Origin of the sequence: Proteus sp. ZN5 (assembly GCF_011046025.1) — a bacterium.
Lineage (GTDB): Bacteria > Pseudomonadota > Gammaproteobacteria > Enterobacterales > Enterobacteriaceae > Proteus.
Genome location: NZ_CP047639.1, coordinates 2,516,014 through 2,532,664, shown reverse-complemented (window position 1 = coordinate 2,532,664; position 16,651 = coordinate 2,516,014). Strand labels below are relative to the sequence as shown.

General features: G+C 37.0%; 12 protein-coding genes. 5 read left to right on the top strand and 7 right to left on the bottom strand.

Annotated features, from left to right (window positions below):
* Positions 1 to 32: 32 nt before the first annotated feature.
* The 5 genes from GTK47_RS11600 to betI all read right to left on the bottom strand — a co-directional run bounded on the left by GTK47_RS11600 (position 33) and on the right by betI (position 6,737).
* Positions 33 to 1,310: a cytosine deaminase gene (locus GTK47_RS11600; protein ID WP_165123337.1), complete on the bottom strand. Its 1,278-nt coding sequence runs from the start codon at positions 1,308 to 1,310 to the stop codon at positions 33 to 35.
* The gene (gene codB / locus GTK47_RS11595; protein ID WP_165123335.1) at positions 1,300 to 2,550 is read right to left on the bottom strand and encodes a cytosine permease; all 1,251 of its coding nucleotides are present in this window, start codon (positions 2,548 to 2,550) and stop codon (positions 1,300 to 1,302) included. The genes GTK47_RS11600 and codB overlap by 11 nt, the downstream gene beginning before the upstream one ends.
* A 365-nt stretch (positions 2,551 to 2,915) precedes the next feature.
* Complete coding sequence (gene betA, locus GTK47_RS11590; protein ID WP_165123333.1) at positions 2,916 to 4,595, bottom strand: choline dehydrogenase; 1,680 nt, start codon at positions 4,593 to 4,595, stop codon at positions 2,916 to 2,918.
* 39 nt (positions 4,596 to 4,634) lie between these two features.
* On the bottom strand, positions 4,635 to 6,110 hold the full coding sequence (gene betB, locus GTK47_RS11585) for a betaine-aldehyde dehydrogenase (protein ID WP_165123331.1): 1,476 nt from the start codon (positions 6,108 to 6,110) through the stop codon (positions 4,635 to 4,637).
* 24 nt (positions 6,111 to 6,134) lie between these two features.
* On the bottom strand, positions 6,135 to 6,737 hold the full coding sequence (gene betI, locus GTK47_RS11580; protein WP_165123329.1) for a transcriptional regulator BetI: 603 nt from the start codon (positions 6,735 to 6,737) through the stop codon (positions 6,135 to 6,137).
* A gap of 209 nt (positions 6,738 to 6,946) precedes the next feature.
* Here betI and GTK47_RS11575 point away from each other — a divergent pair, with 209 nt between their 5' ends.
* Positions 6,947 to 8,989 (top strand): choline transporter, encoded by a 2,043-nt coding sequence (locus GTK47_RS11575; RefSeq protein ID WP_165123327.1) that lies wholly within the window; start codon positions 6,947 to 6,949, stop codon positions 8,987 to 8,989.
* A gap of 63 nt (positions 8,990 to 9,052) precedes the next feature.
* On the opposite strand, the gene GTK47_RS11570 is transcribed toward GTK47_RS11575, so the two are convergent.
* Positions 9,053 to 9,667, bottom strand: coding sequence for a LysE family translocator (locus tag GTK47_RS11570; RefSeq protein WP_165123325.1), 615 nt, complete (start codon positions 9,665 to 9,667; stop codon positions 9,053 to 9,055).
* Between the two features lie 205 nt (positions 9,668 to 9,872).
* On the opposite strand from GTK47_RS11570, the gene GTK47_RS11565 reads away from it, so the two are divergent.
* Positions 9,873 to 10,748: a LysR family transcriptional regulator gene (locus GTK47_RS11565; RefSeq protein WP_165123323.1), complete on the top strand. Its 876-nt coding sequence runs from the start codon at positions 9,873 to 9,875 to the stop codon at positions 10,746 to 10,748.
* A 159-nt stretch (positions 10,749 to 10,907) separates the two neighbouring features.
* Positions 10,908 to 12,065, top strand: a complete 1,158-nt coding sequence (locus GTK47_RS11560; protein WP_165123321.1) for a histidinol-phosphate transaminase — start codon at positions 10,908 to 10,910, stop codon at positions 12,063 to 12,065.
* An 82-nt stretch (positions 12,066 to 12,147) separates the two neighbouring features.
* Here the strand turns inward: GTK47_RS11560 and GTK47_RS11555 are convergent, their stop codons facing one another.
* Positions 12,148 to 13,047, bottom strand: coding sequence for an endonuclease/exonuclease/phosphatase family protein (locus GTK47_RS11555; protein ID WP_165123319.1), 900 nt, complete (start codon positions 13,045 to 13,047; stop codon positions 12,148 to 12,150).
* Positions 13,048 to 13,652: 605 nt separating this feature from the next.
* On the opposite strand from GTK47_RS11555, the gene GTK47_RS11550 reads away from it, so the two are divergent.
* The gene (locus tag GTK47_RS11550) at positions 13,653 to 14,402 is read left to right on the top strand and encodes a hypothetical protein (protein ID WP_165123317.1); all 750 of its coding nucleotides are present in this window, start codon (positions 13,653 to 13,655) and stop codon (positions 14,400 to 14,402) included.
* Positions 14,399 to 16,618 carry a hypothetical protein gene (locus GTK47_RS11545; protein WP_165123315.1) on the top strand — a complete coding sequence of 740 codons (2,220 nt, stop codon included), beginning with the start codon at positions 14,399 to 14,401 and terminating at the stop codon, positions 16,616 to 16,618. The genes GTK47_RS11550 and GTK47_RS11545 overlap by 4 nt, the downstream gene beginning before the upstream one ends.
* Positions 16,619 to 16,651 lie beyond the last annotated feature (33 nt).

The following is a 16,651-nucleotide window of genomic DNA, read 5'->3' as shown; positions in this document are numbered from 1 at the left end:
TTTACTGATCCATTATTAAGATAAATTAAAAATTACTTGTAAGTAATCCGAGTTGGCTTATCTAACATAATTTCTGTTTTTGCTGGCTCTGTTTGTGCAATGACTTTACCTTGGCGAATAGAATAACGCACAGGTACTTGACGACGTAAAGCATCAAATCCATTATCTGCTGGCAGAATAATAAAGTTTGCGCTATTGCCTACCTCAACACCATAATCCGTTAAAGCGAGTGTTTTTGCGCTGTTGTAGCTAATTAACTGTAATCCGTTATCAATTTGACCATAGCCCATTAATTGGCAAACATGCAATCCCATATGTAAAACTTGGAGCATATTTGCTGTGCCTAATGGATACCAAGGATCAAAAACATCATCATGACCAAAACAGACATTAATATTACTTTCTAGCATCTCTTTTACGCGAGTAATACCACGACGTTTTGGATAGGTATCAAAACGACCTTGCAAGTGAATATTAACTAAAGGATTTGCCACAAAGTTAATTCCAGACATTCTTAATAGTCGGAATAAACGTGAAGTATAAGCGCCATTATAAGAATGCATTGCAGTTGTATGACTGGCTGTCACTCGTGAACCCATATTCTCTTTATGTGCTAAAGCGGCAACAGTTTCAACAAAGCGAGACTGTTCATCATCAATTTCATCACAATGAACATCAATTAAACGATCATATTTTTGTGCTAATGCAAAGGTTTTATGCAGTGATTCAACACCATATTCACGCGTAAATTCAAAGTGTGGAATAGCACCTACGACATCAGCACCTAATTTTAATGCTTCTTCTAATAATGCTTCCCCATTAGGGTAAGACAAAATACCTTCTTGTGGAAAAGCAACAATTTGCAAATCAACCCAAGGTTTAATTTCTTCTTTTACTTCTAACATTGCTTTTAATGCTGTTAGCGAAGCATCTGAAACATCCACATGGGTTCTAACATGCTGAATACCATTAGCAATTTGCCATTGCAGCGTTTGCCATGCACGTTGTTTAACGTCATCATGAGTTAACAGTGCTTTTCTTTCAGCCCAACGCTCAATACCCTCAAATAATGTTCCCGATTGATTCCAATTCGGTTGTCCTGCTGTTTGTGTTGTATCTAAATGAATATGAGGTTCAACAAAAGGAGCGTGAACTAAACCACCTTGCGCATCTAATGCTTCAGGATGAAAATTATTTTCAGGTTGTGGCTCTATCACTTCAATTTTGTTGTTTTTAAGCGTAATACGCCACAACCCCTCTTTTCCAACTAGACGAGCATGATTAATTTGTTCGATATTCTTACCCAGCATGACTTATCTCCGCTTGTCGAGCTGCACGACGATTTAATATTGGATTTAACACGGCGTAGCTAATTGCACCACCTAATACTGCGTTGACAGGCACGATACCTGGCAACCAGTGCCCTGCCATAATACCAATTGCAACTGCCAGTAACGCAACCCAGTTAACTGATTGCATTTTTTCAACATTGAAAGTGTTATAACGCGCTTTATTCATCAGATAATCTGCAATGATAACGCCACCAATAGGTGGAATTGCAGCAGATAAAAAGGTTAACCAACCTACAAAGTTATTATAGAGCCATAATGCACACAGTGTACCGACAATGCCATTTATCACTGAAAGCTTTTTACTCGATAAGCCCGTAATATTGGCAAAACCTAATCCAGAGGCATATAACGCATTATCATTAGTTGTCCAGATATTTAACCCCAGCACCACGATAGCAGGAAGTAATAATCCTTGCGCAATCATCACATCCGAAATATCTGCCATTCCCAGTGAAGCAGCACCCGCTGCACCAAAGACAAACATCAGTGTATTGCCTAAGAAGAAAGCGATAATTGCAACCACCACCGCTACTTTAGGGTTTCGTCCGAAACGTACGAAATCAGCAGTAAGTGTTCCCGCACTAATAAACGATCCGACAACCATCGCCAGCGCTAAATTAAAATCTAATGGTTGAGCAGGTTTAACGGCCATTAGCGTTGAAAGCCCGCCCATATCATGTATAGCAAGGTAAACAGAGTAACTTCCAAGGATTGCGATAGCAGGAACAGCAATGATAGAGAGAACAGTGAGAGCGGAAATACCGAAGAATACTGTAATGGTCATTAAAATGCCGGAAACGGCGATAAGGAGATTAATATCAATACCAGTAGCTTTTCCTACCGGGATGGCAAACATTGCCACACCCACACCAAACCAACCAACCTGAGTACCACCGAGTAAAAATGAGGGAAGCCAAGAACCTTTAATACCGAAAGAGTAACGCGCGAGGAGATGAGTAGTAAGACCTGTTTTTGAACCAATAAAACCAAGAAATGCGGTGTAGATACCAAGAAGAAGATTACCAATTAGAACTGCGAGGAAGAAATCATTAAAGGAAAGACCAGTACCAAGAGCGCCGCCAGTCCACATACTGGCTGAAAAAAACGTTAATCCCAACATCACAAAGGTTAACGCCAATCCACCCTTTCTTGCGGATATGGGCACTGGGCCCTGACTATAATTGTTGTCCTGAGACACTTTAACCCCCTATTAATTTCACCAGGCCAAAAAAATCTGACGAATTCTATCTGCATAAAAATATTATGCAAACGTTTTCGTTGTCTGTTTACGATAATTAATGGAATGCTTCAGTTATGGAGAGTTGACATTCATCACAAAAATGACAGTAAAACCGTTGTTTTACTTGAATTTATCTCGTTACGTTGAATTTCTTTTATAAAGTAATTTTATTTAGAAATATTTATGATAAAAATTAATCATATTTTTTTCTGAATATCTAGACTTTATATAAATTATTTTTATATAAATTCAATATCAACAAAGAGGAAATAATGATAAAAAGACAAAAAAGGAATTTATATTCCTCTTTTGCCTACCCTAATTTATAGGCTTAGATTTGTTTTTCTTACAGGTTGATCACCTGCAACATAATAGTCAGCTTGGCTTTTAGGTAAAGGGTTTATTCCTCTCACTTTATCTGCTAGCTTTTCTGCCATCATAATTGTCGTTGCATTCAAATTCCCAGTGATTATTAGTGGCATGATAGATGCATCAATAACTCTTAAGTTTTCTATGCCGTGTACTCGACCTTCTTCATCGACAACTGCCATTTCATCCATTCCCATTTTACACGTGCCACAAGGATGGAATGCTGTTTCAGCTCGTTCTCTAACAAAAGCATCAAGCTCTTCATCACTTTGAATATGTTTACCTGGACTAATTTCTTCACCACGATAAGCATCTAATGCCGGTTGTGCCATTATTTCTCGCGTAATACGGATAGCTGAACGAAACTCTTCCCAATCCTGTTCTGTGGACATGTAATTAAACAAGATACTAGGATGTTGATGAGGATCTGTAGATGTTAGCTTTACACGTCCTCGGCTCGGCGAGCGCATAGAGCCTACGTGTGCTTGAAAGCCATGAATTTCTACGGCATTGGTTCCGTTATAGTTAATAGCGACTGGCAAAAAGTGGAATTGAATGTTTGGCCACGCATATTTTTCGCTTGAACGAATAAATCCACCCGCTTCAAATTGATTACTTGCACCTATTCCTGTTCCTTGGAATAGCCATTGCGCACCAATCTTAGGTTGGTTATACCATTTTAAAGCAGGATAAAGTGAAACAGGTTTTTTACATTCATACTGTAAATACATTTCTAAATGATCTTGCAGATTTTCCCCAACACCAGGTAATACATGTATAGGGGAAATATTAAATTCGTTTAATACCTTTTCAGGACCAATACCAGAACGTTGCAAAATTTGAGGCGAAGCAATTGCACCGGCACAAAGCAATACTTCTCGACGGGCTTTTACATGATGAAGAGTGGTATTTTCCCCTAGAAGATAACGCACACCAATTGCTTTTTTTCCTTCAAACTCAATAATATCTGTTATAGCGTGAGTCTTGATCGTTAAGTTTTTTCGTGCTTTAGCTTGATCAAGATAACCTCTTGCGGTGCTTGCTCGCCGACCTTTCGGTGTGACGGTTCTATCCATTGGCCCAAAGCCCTCTTGCTGATAGCCATTAAGGTCAATCGTTCTTGGATATCCTGCTTGTACACCGGCTTCAATCATCGCTTGAAATAAAATATTATTACCTTTTTTCGGTGTTGTTACACTTACAGGCCCTTTATCACCATGATAATCATCAGCACCAATATCGCGCGTTTCAGCTTTACGAAAATAAGGCAAGCAACTTAAATAGTCCCACTCTTCAAGACCAGGTAATTTTGCCCACCCATCAAAATCCATTGCATTACCACGGATATAGCACATACCATTAATTAATGATGATCCACCTAGCCCTTTTCCACGACCACATTCCATGCGTCGGTTATTCATATAGGGTTCTGGCTCTGTTTCATAAGCCCAATTATATCGCCTACCTTGTAGCGGATAAGCTAATGCCGCTGGCATTTGTGTACGAAAATCGAACCTGTAGTCCGGACCTCCAGCTTCAAGGAGCAGCACAGTAACTTCAGGATCTTCTGTCAAGCGGGTAGCAAGAACGTTACCGGCTGAACCAGCACCGATAATAATGTAGTCATAGACCATTGTTATCTCCTCTGTTTCAGTCATTAAAAAAAGAATGGATTAAAAAACGGATGAAAACTCCCCAAGTTCAACTTGAATAGATTTTATTTGAGTATAATTCTGTAGTGTAACAAGCCCGTTTTCACGTCCCACCCCAGAATGTTTATAGCCACCAACTGGCATTTCTGCTGGAGACTCGCCCCATGTATTTATCCAACAAATCCCTGCTTCCACTTGGTGAATAACACGGTGAGCTGTTGTGAGATCTTTAGTGACAAGACCTGCGGCCAAACCATAAACGCTATTATTTGCGCGTAAAATCACTTCATCTTCAGTTTGATAACTAAGAATACTCATTACAGGGCCGAAGATTTCATCTTGCGTGATATTCATATCATCGGTGCAATCTGTGAAAACTGTCGGTGCAACATAAGCACCTTGAGCAAAATTGCCTTCTAATAAACGATGACCACCACAAAGTAATCTCGCCCCTTGGTTTTTTCCTAGCTCAATATAATTCAAGACTTTTTCTAGATGAGGAAAACTGACCAATGGACCAAAATTGGTGTCCATTTCAAGAGGAGAACCGATCCTAATACGTGATACGCGCTCTATAATTTTCGCTTCAAATGCAGGTTTTAATTTTTCAGGAACAAAAACACGAGTACCATTGGTACACACCTGCCCTGAACTATAAAAATTCGCCATCATCGCAATATCAGCGGCAGTATCTAAATCCGCATCATCAAAAATAATTAAAGGCGATTTTCCACCAAGCTCCATGGTTACTTCTTTTAAACTTGAAGCAGAAGCATTTGCCATCACCTTTTTACCCGTTTCAATTCCGCCAGTAAAAGAAACCTTCGCGATATCAGGATGCTGTGTTAACCATTGCCCCACATTAGCTTTCCCTGTAACAACGTTAAAAACACCTTTTGGCAATCCTGCCTCAGTGTATATTTCGGCAAGCTTTAATGCCGTTAATGAAGTCATCTCACTTGGTTTAAAGATCATGGCATTACCTGCGGCAAGTGCAGGTGCAGATTTCCATAACGCTATTTGGATAGGGTAGTTCCAAGCACCGATACCAGCAACAATCCCCAAAGGTTCACGGCGAGTATAAGCAAAAGCGGTTTCTCTAAGCGGTATTTGCTCACCTTCAAGTGCGGGAATAAGGCCTGCGTAATACTCTAAAACATCCGCTCCTGTTACAATATCAACATAACGTGTTTCAGATAAGGGTTTGCCTGTATCTAAAGTTTCTAAATGAGCCAATTCATCATTACGTTCACGTAAAATATCAACAGCGCGCCGCAAAATTCGAGATCGTTCCATTGCGGTCATTGCACGCCAAATTTTTTGCCCTTGCTTCGCACTCTCGACCGCCCAATTGATATCTTCTTCACTTGCAGATTGTAAATATGCGATCACTTCACCATTAGCTGGGTTAATCGCTTCAAATTGCTCACATTCCGGTTGTGCACAATCAACATATCCACCATGAATATAGAGTTTCTGTAACGGTGGGTTTGGCATAACTTCTCCTTTATTATTAGTTTTTTAAGTCTTTATTTGACTCCGATTTGTCAATTGCATATCGATATATTCATTAGTAATAGTTTTGGCTTCTTCAAGAGAAAATGGTGCATTACTTAATGCACTTCGTAGCCATAAACCATCTATTAGTGCGGCTAAACCTTTTGCAGCCAAACGAGCTTGATCTTTAGTAAGAACGCGCCCAAACTCGTAACTTAAATTGGAATAAAGCCTTCTATCATTGACCTTTTGTAGACGATTTAAATTAGGCTGATGCATACTACTCGCCCAAAATACTAGCCATGTCTTCATTGCGGCTTCACTGGTTTGAGTTGTATCAAAGTTACCCTCAACAATGGCTTGGATACGTAGCTTAGGTGTTGCATCACTTAACATTCTTAAACGTATCGCCACCGCAAAACCCAATTGATACTGGATATGGCGCATAGCAGCTTCCAACAATCCATTTTTATCACGAAAGTAGTGACTAATAATGCCGTTAGAAACACCAGCTTTTCGAGCTATCAATGCGATGCTCGCCTCTTGCATTCCAACCTCATTAATCACTGCTAACGTTGCTTGGATTAATTGCTGTTTACGTATCGACTGCATTCCTATCTTCGGCATGTTTTAAAGACCTAAAAAATACATTGAACGCTTTTATTAAACGTTTTTTTAATTGAACATTCAATCAATATTAACTATTGTTTATCACAATTAATTTACATTTCCATATGGGAGGACATTGTGAAAATTTGAATCTTTGCAACTAATTCAATTAGTTAACAAAGAATGCAACTTTTAACTTTTAGATAAATAAATTTTTGGAATTTCTGATGACAACTCTTAACAGCACAAAAAAACCACAGAAAGACAAGCTAAATTCTGTCGTTTTTTTCGCTTCAGCAACGCTGATTTTAGCGTTTTCTTTTTTCACTATTTTGATGACAGAAACAGCAAATACATGGATTGTGGCAACACTGGGATGGGTATCAAAAACCTTTGGTTGGTACTATCTATTGGCAGCAACGTTATACATTGTTTTTGTTATTTTTGTTGCCACATCTCGTTTTGGAAATATCAAATTAGGGCCTGAACAATCGAAACCTGAATTTAGTGTTTTAAGTTGGTCTGCGATGTTATTTGCAGCCGGTATTGGGATTGATTTGATGTTTTTCTCTGTAGCAGAGCCGATTACACAATATATGTTACCGCCAACCGGCGAAGGTGAAACAATAGAAGCAGCCCGTCAGTCGATGGTGTGGACTTTATTCCACTATGGCCTGACGGGCTGGTCTATGTATGCACTTATTGGTATCGCTTTGGGCTATTTTAGCTATCGCTACAATTTGCCATTAACCATACGCTCTGCACTTTATCCTATCTTTGGAAATCGTATTTATGGTCCAATTGGCCATACGGTTGATATTGCCGCGGTATTAGGCACCATTTTTGGTATTGCAACAACGTTAGGTATTGGCGTAGTACAACTTAATTATGGTCTAAAAGTTCTTTTTGATTTGCCCCAAGGATTGGGCGTTCAAGGCGGATTAATTCTATTATCTGTCATTATGGCCGTTATTTCGGCAACATCGGGCGTTAACAAAGGGATCAGGATTTTATCTGAACTGAATGTACTGCTCGCATTGGGGCTGATTTTATTTATCTTATTTGCGGGTGATACTGAGTTTTTATTAAATGCACTGGTATTAAATGTCGGTGACTACACTAATCGCTTTTTAGGTATGACATTAAATAGTTTTGCATTTGATAGGCCAACCGATTGGATGAATAGCTGGACACTGTTTTTCTGGGCTTGGTGGGTTGCATGGTCACCTTTTGTTGGACTCTTTTTAGCTCGTATCTCAAGAGGACGAACAATTCGACAATTCGTCATAGGCACCTTAATTATTCCCTTTGTTTTTACACTGTTATGGTTATCCATTTTTGGTAATAGCGCTTTATATGAAGTGATCCATGGCAATAAAGCACTCGCACAAACAGTATTAGAAGCCCCCGAAAAAGGATTTTATTCATTATTAGAACTCTATCCAGGTTTTGGTTTAACGGCTTCTGTTGCCACAATTACGGGATTATTATTTTATGTCACTTCTGCTGACTCTGGATCATTAGTATTAGGTAATTTCACCTCTCAATTAAGCCATGTTAATAACGATGCTCCAAATTGGCTTCGCATTTTCTGGTCTATTGCTATTGGTTTATTAACGTTAGGTATGTTAATGGCAGATGGTATTTCTGCCTTACAAAACACCACCATAATAATGGGATTACCCTTTAGTTTTGTTATTTTCTTTATTATGGCCGGACTTTATAAATCATTAAAAGTCGAAGATTTTAGGCGTGTTAGTTCGCTAAATACCAATGCGCCAGCACCACTTTATGGTAATACTACGATGAATTGGAAACAGCGTTTAGGGCGGGTTATGAATTTCCCAGGAACGACCTATACACAACGCATGTTAGATTTAACCTGTATGCCGGCAATGCAAGATGTGGCTAAAGAGCTTTTATTACGTGGAGCAAAAGTTGAATTCAATTATTATCCAATTGAAGATAATGAACGTTTACATCATTTAGAGCTTGTGGTCGATCTTGACCAAGAGCAAAATTTTATTTATCAAATTTGGCCACAAAAATATTCAGTGCCCGCATTTACCTATCGTGCTCGTCGAGGTAAATCAGATTATTACCGTTTAGAGACTTATTTATGGGAAGGTACTCAAGGAAATGACTTAATGGATTACACTAAAGAGCAGGTAATTACTGATATTTTAGACCAATATGAAAAACATCTAAATTTTATTCATCTTAGTCGTGAAGCACCAGGGGCAACATTAACGTTCCCTGAATCAAATTAAATCCTCACTTAAAATAAAAAAAGGAGATCGTTATTTGATCTCCTTTTTTATGCGATTAATTTTCTATTTTACTGAAATAAACAATAACCCTATACCTAAAAGAATTAATAACACACCAATAATTTTATCGGCCACTTGCTGGTGAGAAAGTATTTTGGCACGTAAAAGCGGTGTAGAGAAAAATAACGCAACACAACTAAACCAAACCCAATGAGCAACAGAGATAAACATTCCATAAGAAAGATTTATCCAAAGTGGGTTACTTAAGTTGGCAACTTGCGTATAAAGTGCAATAACAAACAACATCGTTTTAGGATTTAAAGCATTAGTAAAAAAGCCAACACGTAATGCTTGAAACATATTGGGTGCTGAATTGACCGCATTCTCAATGGTCAGTTTTGTTTTATTCGTTAACGATTTAACTCCAAGATAAATTAAATATCCAACACCTAATAATTTCATAATAAAAAAGAGCGTCGGTGACTCCATAATAATAAAAGAGATACCAAATACAGTGTAAAAAACATGTACTTGTACTCCAATTGAAATGCCTATTGCTGTCATTAACCCTACTTTTACACCGTAGGAGTAGCTATTTTTTGTCACCATAGCAAAATCCGGCCCAGGACTAATAACCGCCAATATTGTAATCATCGCCACAGCAATTAGTTCACTCATTGCTCTTCTCACTCTCACTTTTGAATCAATAATAAGTAATAAAAAGTGACATAAAATATGTTCTTCTTTTAATAAAAACCTATTTAACTCACCACCAACTACCCTATTTTGCTATCTTGACTAAAAATAAAAAGCAATTTATCTTGCAGTATATCTGTGACTTTTCATCGTCTATTTTCACAACTCAACTTTATCGCTTATCTTTATGAAAACACCTTCTTTAACATCATTGCGCTTTTTTAATAGTGCCGCTCAAACGGGCAGTTTTGTGAGTGCAGCAGAACAACTTCACGTCACCCACAGTGCAGTAAGTCGACAAATACGGTTATTAGAAGATGAATTAGGTATTCTTTTATTTGAACGACGTAATCGCGCGGTTTATTTAAATGAGGCGGGACGATATTTATATAAAACAACTTCTTCAATTTTTGAACAATTAGAAGAAACCGTCTCGCATCTGCGTTCTCCTTTAAATAATCCGGTGTTAGTGGTTTCCTGTGAGCCCACTATTGCCATGAAATGGCTTATTCCTCGTTTATCTCACTTTTATGCTTTATATCCCGAAATAACATTGCATTTAGTTGCCGCTGGTGGCGCTATTGATTTCAATAAAGAAGTTGTCGACTTAGCATTTCGACGAGATGATTTCTTATGGCATAAGAATATTTATGCAACAAAAATATGTGATGAGCGAATTGGTGCTGTCGTAAAGCCTAATAATATTCATCATTCAAATAAGCAATTAACAACGCTCTCTCGTCCTCAAGCTTGGCAAGATTGGTATCAATATTCAGGCGTACAATCTACTTATACTCACACCAGTCAGTATGAACATTTTTATCTTGCTATTCAGGCAACTCTTGCTGGATTAGGTACGACCATTGCCTCTTTTCTTATGGTACAAGATGAATTAAAAGATCAACAGCTTATCGCCACACATGGTTTTGTTAAAGATAACTCAAGCTACTACTTGCTCTCTCCAAGTGAAATCATGCCTGACTCAAAGCAGGATAAGTTTAAAAACTGGATCATTGCTGAAGCTGAAAAATGCGCAATAGAAACTGAAAAAATACGGGGATAATCCTATTTTTATCTCAAAAATACTCGACTATCTGTTTGCTCCCATAAAAACAAGATGAATAAATAATTATTTTTTTACCATATTTATTTACTTCTATCTTTTTTTTAGTAATCTATGAGAACTAATAAAACATAGAATAATTTACTTGGGAAACATAACATGAATCGTCGGTCATTTTTAACATCATCAAGCCTTGTTATTGGCGGATTATCATTAAGTTCTTTTGTAAGTTCTGCTTATGCCAATGAAGTACTAAAAAACAAATTGGTATTTAATGCAGAAAATCCGTTACTGCTTAATTTCAATGAAAACTCATTAGGCATGTCGCCTAACGCTAAAAAAGCGATTATCGATGCTTTACCCAATGCATTTAGATATCCAGATGATGCGCGTAGCGAATTAATTAGCGAATTAGGGAAAGAATTTAAACTTTCAGATAAACACATCACCTTGGGAAACGGCTCATCTGAAACAATTCAAGCAGCCGTGCAATTTGTGGCAAATAAAGCACAAAAAGAAAGTAAAGCAGTTCAACTTATTGTTCCTGATCCGACATTTAACTATGCCGAACTTTATGCAGAACCTTTAGGTGTAAAAATCGTTAAAGTGCCTGTTGATAATACTCTCGCTTTCGATTTAGCAACTATGCAGAAAAAAGTGCAAGAGTTTGATGGTATTAGTATGGTGTATTTGTGTAATCCGAATAATCCAACAGCAATGTTAACTCCTAGTGCAGATTTATCGAGTTGGGTAAAATCAGCAAAAGAGAATGTTTTTTTTATTATTGATGAGGCTTACGCTGAGTTTGTTTCAACACCTGAATTTATCAGTGCAATTACATTAGTGGAAGAAGGTTATAAAAACCTGATTGTTACTCGTACATTCTCTAAAATTTATGCTTTAGCGGGACTGCGTGTCGGTTATGGCGTTGCCGTACCCGAAGTGATTGCACAAATTGATGCTTTTGTTTCTATTGATAACACCAATACTGCTGGTGCTGTTGCCGCACTTGCTTCGCTAAAAGATGCGCCTTATGTGGAATATAGCCGTAAGTCGATCGATGTTTCACGCCAGATAGTGGTGGATGTATTAAAAGAGCTCAATATTGAATATGCACCATCTCATGCAAACTTTATTTTTCATAAAGTTAAAGGTGATGTAAAAACCTATCAAAATAGAATGAAAGAAGCGAATATTATGGTAGGCCGTGAATTTCCGCCTGCTTTTGGTTGGAGCCGTTTAACGTTAGGCACGCCAGAAGAGATGAGCTATTTCGTCATTACATTAAAAGCCTTTAGAACTAAAAGTTGGATTTAATCTGATTTAACGCTTATTTTATTGATTGATGAATAATGCCCTTGAAAATAATATCAAGGGCGTTTTTATTTACTGTTACTCATTACTGTTCTTGTAATTCTAACTCAGCAATAACAGGGAGATGATCACTTGCATCCGACCATTTAAATGTTGCTGAATCTTGTGGGATTGTCATATTTTTGATATCCCAAACTTGTCCTTTAAACGTAAAGATATGGTCAATATCGATGGCTGGATTAATTGCTGGCCATGTACGTTTATCACTATTTGGTTTTTCAACAGGGTTCCAAAAATAGTTAATCTCTTGGATTGGTTGTTCATTAGCTGTAGAGTTAAAATCACCTGCCAATATTTTTATTGATGTTGAAATATTATCAAAGCCTGTCTCTGTATCGCCAATTGCAGCATCTAAAATATGTCTTACTTGACCAATACGAATAGTGGGATCTTTTTGCCAATCAAGGTGTGTTCCCATAATAATAATCGGCGAATCAAACCCCGGTTTAGTAATTTGCGATAATAAAACAATACGTTGTTCTGCATTACCTGAAGGCAGATTAACGACCTGTGATTTATCAATTTTATATTTTGATAAAATACCAACACCATATTGCCCACCATCAAAATCGAGCGCTTTGCCAAAAGCAAACTGCATATTATTGGCTTTAGCTAATTCTTCCAGCTGGTTAATATTTTTACTACGTGCCGTTTTATTATCAACTTCAGTGACAACAATAACATCAGCATCGATATTTTTGATTGCTTGGTTAAGTTTTTCAAAATTGGTGACATCCGCTGAAACTTCATTTTTACCAATATTATAAGTAGCTACTTTCAGTGTCGGTTTATTATTTTGATACACTTTATTGGGTGTACCGCCTGACTGTACAGCAAGGATTTCCGAACCTGTAGTGCTTGCTACTGCCATTGATGACAGTAATACACCAGTGCTGACTAGGATAGATATTGCACTTTTTTTCATAATTTCCCCAAAAAATAAACAGAATGTTTATGGATGATCAACAATAAACTACCACACTGAAAATATGACGCAGTGATACAATCCACAAAGTTATTTCGAGATGCAAAAAATCAACTTAATATTGCGACATTAAAAGCCCTTAGAGCTAAGGGGTAGGTTTAGTCTGATAATAATATCACTATAAAATAGTATCGGTTTTATTTTTTAATTTTAAAATAACATTCCATTACGTTATAAATAATTAGTGCTATCTTTAACTTTTTATTTAAAATAAAAACACCCACTATTAATTACTGTTTTCATTATTTAAGTTAAATATACTAAAGACTAACAATATTAAATCATTTACGTATTAATACTAAAATAGAAATTTATTTTTTGTGAATTTCGCCTTAATAATAAAATCAGCACATTGATAATTAGCATCTTGCTTGCTATAACTAAAATTATCGGATAAAAATATAAATTTCAGTTTAAAGACAATAAATAAGCTTCATTACCTTTAAAAATTAATAAGTAAGATATTTTTTATCACCTTCTGAAATAGGGTTAAAACAGACAAGGACAGCAATATTATTAAATCGGCATCACGAAAAGGATAACCCATGTTATTACATCAACTGAAATTTCCCTTACTGTTTATTTTAAGTGCCTCGTTATTAACTGGCTGTCTATCCTTAAAAGAAAAGGCCGCGATTAAAGCGGAACAGGATAGCGCTGAGCAACAGCGTTTAATGGCCGAAGAAATTAAAAGTTATGGCCCTCCCACTGTGATTTACCGTATTGATGACCACCGCTTTTTTACCTTAGAGAAATATAATGAAAGGCGCAGTGGCTCGACTTATTACAACAATACTCAAAAAGGAATACATCAGGAAATTATTCGCTCTTCGGCTTGCCGTTATCAAGGTCGCCTAATCTGGGCGACCGAACGCGACGATGCTTTTGCTTTTCCGGGAGTATTAAGCCGTATGACCAGCCGCTGCGCAGGAACAAAAACAGGTTGCGTTAACGTTATTCTTGTCACTCTTGATGGTGGAAAGAACTTTAGACCCACAAATGGTGGATTTGGTGGCAATACTGATTATCCTGGATCTAGATCTGCTAAATTCGATATTATCGTAACTGATAAAAGCTTCTATTTAGGAGAATCTCCATTTTCTCGTTTAAAAAATGACGAACTTGATGATCCTTGGTGGCGAAAATTTTATTTTGATCCCACAGATTCTAATTATGTTCATAGTAGTGTCGGGGATAAAGAATCTCCCTCTTCAGCACTTAAAACGCCCTCAGGACAAACCCGCTTTGATTGCAGTGCCCCTTCTATTTACCCTATTTCACAGGCGGAAAAATGATGAGCAACAATAATCCAACTCGTTGGCTAAAACCTAAAGAGTGCCTTGATGGCAGTCAAGAATGGCGTTCTATCACTCATGCTACCAATATTGGTGGCGAAATCCATGTAAAACCTCATTTACCTGGGATTATTATTTTTGTTCATGGCGTTAATTCTGAAGGGGAATGGTATGAAGATGCAGAAATTCAACTTTGTGCAGGTCTTAATGAACGGTTAAATTTAACTAATACATCTTATAGATTAAAAGAAAATAAATATTACAAACCTAAATTTATCTTAGATGAAAAAAATTATGATAATAGTCATTATATTTATGAAGAGCCTATTCGAACATTAACTGAATTAGGTAATTCCCCCGTGATCCGTTTCTATTGGGGATATCGCGCAACCGATGATGATTTAGGGCAATACTGTATTCCACTAAAAAATAAAGAAGGAGAAAGCTATCACCGCTTAGTTAATGAAATACTTAATCCTGAATACAGTCATAAAGATGAAAAATATTGGACCCCCGAAGATATAAAAAAATACAATATTGTACAAGAATACCATTCTCTGCCTTATCGTAAAAAACGTCTCTTTATTAATGAAAAAATTAAACATAAAGGCCCTTTTTTCTGGGGTGGAGGACCATTTCAAAATGGATGTAATAATTTAGTCAGTTTATGGAGCGAACACGGTTTTAGTAATCTTGCCATGCTATGGACAGTGATCCCTACTCCTATCCCTTTTAATATACAAGCCTTTAACCCTGAAACAGATCGGCTATTAACAAAGTCTCCTCCTCGTCACTATTATGCTCATGCTGTAAAACGGTTAGCCAATTTAGTCAAGAAAATACGTGAAAACAACCCTTATGATACTGTTACTGTTATTTCACACAGCCAAGGCACGATGATAGCATTAGCCGCCGCAGCGATTGAAGCCCCTGATAGCCTCTTTGTTTTAAATTCTCCCTATGCTACCGAAGATAGCCTTTTATTAAATAGCTACTCTTATGTTTACAATGAAAACATTAATAATGCACATCGGGAAGCTACCCTAAAAGAAATTATTGATAAAATCGCAAAGAATAAAAATCGATTAAAGGGATCGCCTTGTGGATATTCAAGTCTAGTTGTTGGGGAAAGCGAAGATAAAAAAAGTTGGACTCCTGATGTAATAATATATAAAGGAAATAAGCTTGATATTAGAGATAACAAGAATAAAGAAAATAAAGAAAATATCGAAATAAATAAGGAGAAATTTACTAAAGGTGAGTTTATTAAAGAAAGAGATAATCACGGGCGGTTCTATATTTATTGTAATCCGCACGATCGTGTAATGGGTTCCTCACCATTAGAAAGTATTGGTTGGTGCCCACTTCCTAATACTAAAGAAAGAGGACAAATACAGCATCATCCATTATTTGCCCTTGAGCATCCACCCTATATCAGAATGTTAGCACGTAATACGCCTTGTGGTGGAAAACCTAATCCAAAAACTATATTTACTGATGCAAATAGACGATTCAGTGATGGTAATATTTTTTGGGACAGCAATACCAAAACATTAGAAGGCTTCGCATGGCCTGAGCCTTCAGCTAATATTTCACTAAATATTAATGCTCCAGAAGTACCTCACCCTATTACAGCAGCAGAATTGGCAACCTTTGATGAAGATTTTGCCGTAATAGAAAAAAAAGAGGAGAAATCAGCCTCTGAAATTAATATAGATGCTGATAAACAGAAAAAAGAGATACCTTTAGGTCAAGGTTATGGACAAATTCTTTATGATGATGAATTAGATATCTACACCCCAAAAGATGCCGAATATTACTTCTATAAAGATCTCTATTCTTATCAACATCGTATTTGGGTTGAACTCACCCCAGAAGAGAGAAAAGTACTCAAGAATAATCCACTATTAGATCCTCAAGATCAAAATGCAACCACAAAATATGAAACCGTAGAAGAGATGAGGAAACGTATTCGTGAATATAACCAACGCCCAACAGACCATGGTACATTACCAAGAAATTCACTATTTCTTCGTCGTGTAGTCACTTATGATTTACCTATTGGTTATTGTGAAATAGGCCGAAGCCCAGAAAAAATGGATAAGTTAAGAAAATATGCGGATTGGCTAAGTGGCTCAGATATCTATATGGAAAAAGGTGAATTAGATTTACCAGAAATGCCAGATATCATCAAAAACCCGTTAAAGAAAAAATAACAATAAATGCCCAATATTCTAAATCTTAAAAAT

Excerpts from the sequence above, each read along its gene's own strand:
- GTK47_RS11565 (WP_165123323.1), top strand. The coding sequence starts at position 9,873 with ATGAAAACACCTTCTTTAACATCATTGCGCTTTTTTAATAGTGCCGCT.
- betI (WP_165123329.1), bottom strand. The coding sequence starts at position 6,737 with ATGCCGAAGATAGGAATGCAGTCGATACGTAAACAGCAATTAATCCAA.
- GTK47_RS11575 (WP_165123327.1), top strand. The coding sequence starts at position 6,947 with ATGACAACTCTTAACAGCACAAAAAAACCACAGAAAGACAAGCTAAAT.
- GTK47_RS11560 (WP_165123321.1), top strand. The coding sequence starts at position 10,908 with ATGAATCGTCGGTCATTTTTAACATCATCAAGCCTTGTTATTGGCGGA.
- GTK47_RS11555 (WP_165123319.1), bottom strand. The coding sequence starts at position 13,047 with ATGAAAAAAAGTGCAATATCTATCCTAGTCAGCACTGGTGTATTACTG.
- betB (WP_165123331.1), bottom strand. The coding sequence starts at position 6,110 with ATGCCAAACCCACCGTTACAGAAACTCTATATTCATGGTGGATATGTT.
- GTK47_RS11545 (WP_165123315.1), top strand. The coding sequence starts at position 14,399 with ATGATGAGCAACAATAATCCAACTCGTTGGCTAAAACCTAAAGAGTGC.
- GTK47_RS11600 (WP_165123337.1), bottom strand. The coding sequence starts at position 1,310 with ATGCTGGGTAAGAATATCGAACAAATTAATCATGCTCGTCTAGTTGGA.
- betA (WP_165123333.1), bottom strand. The coding sequence starts at position 4,595 with ATGGTCTATGACTACATTATTATCGGTGCTGGTTCAGCCGGTAACGTT.
- GTK47_RS11570 (WP_165123325.1), bottom strand. The coding sequence starts at position 9,667 with ATGAGTGAACTAATTGCTGTGGCGATGATTACAATATTGGCGGTTATT.
- GTK47_RS11550 (WP_165123317.1), top strand. The coding sequence starts at position 13,653 with ATGTTATTACATCAACTGAAATTTCCCTTACTGTTTATTTTAAGTGCC.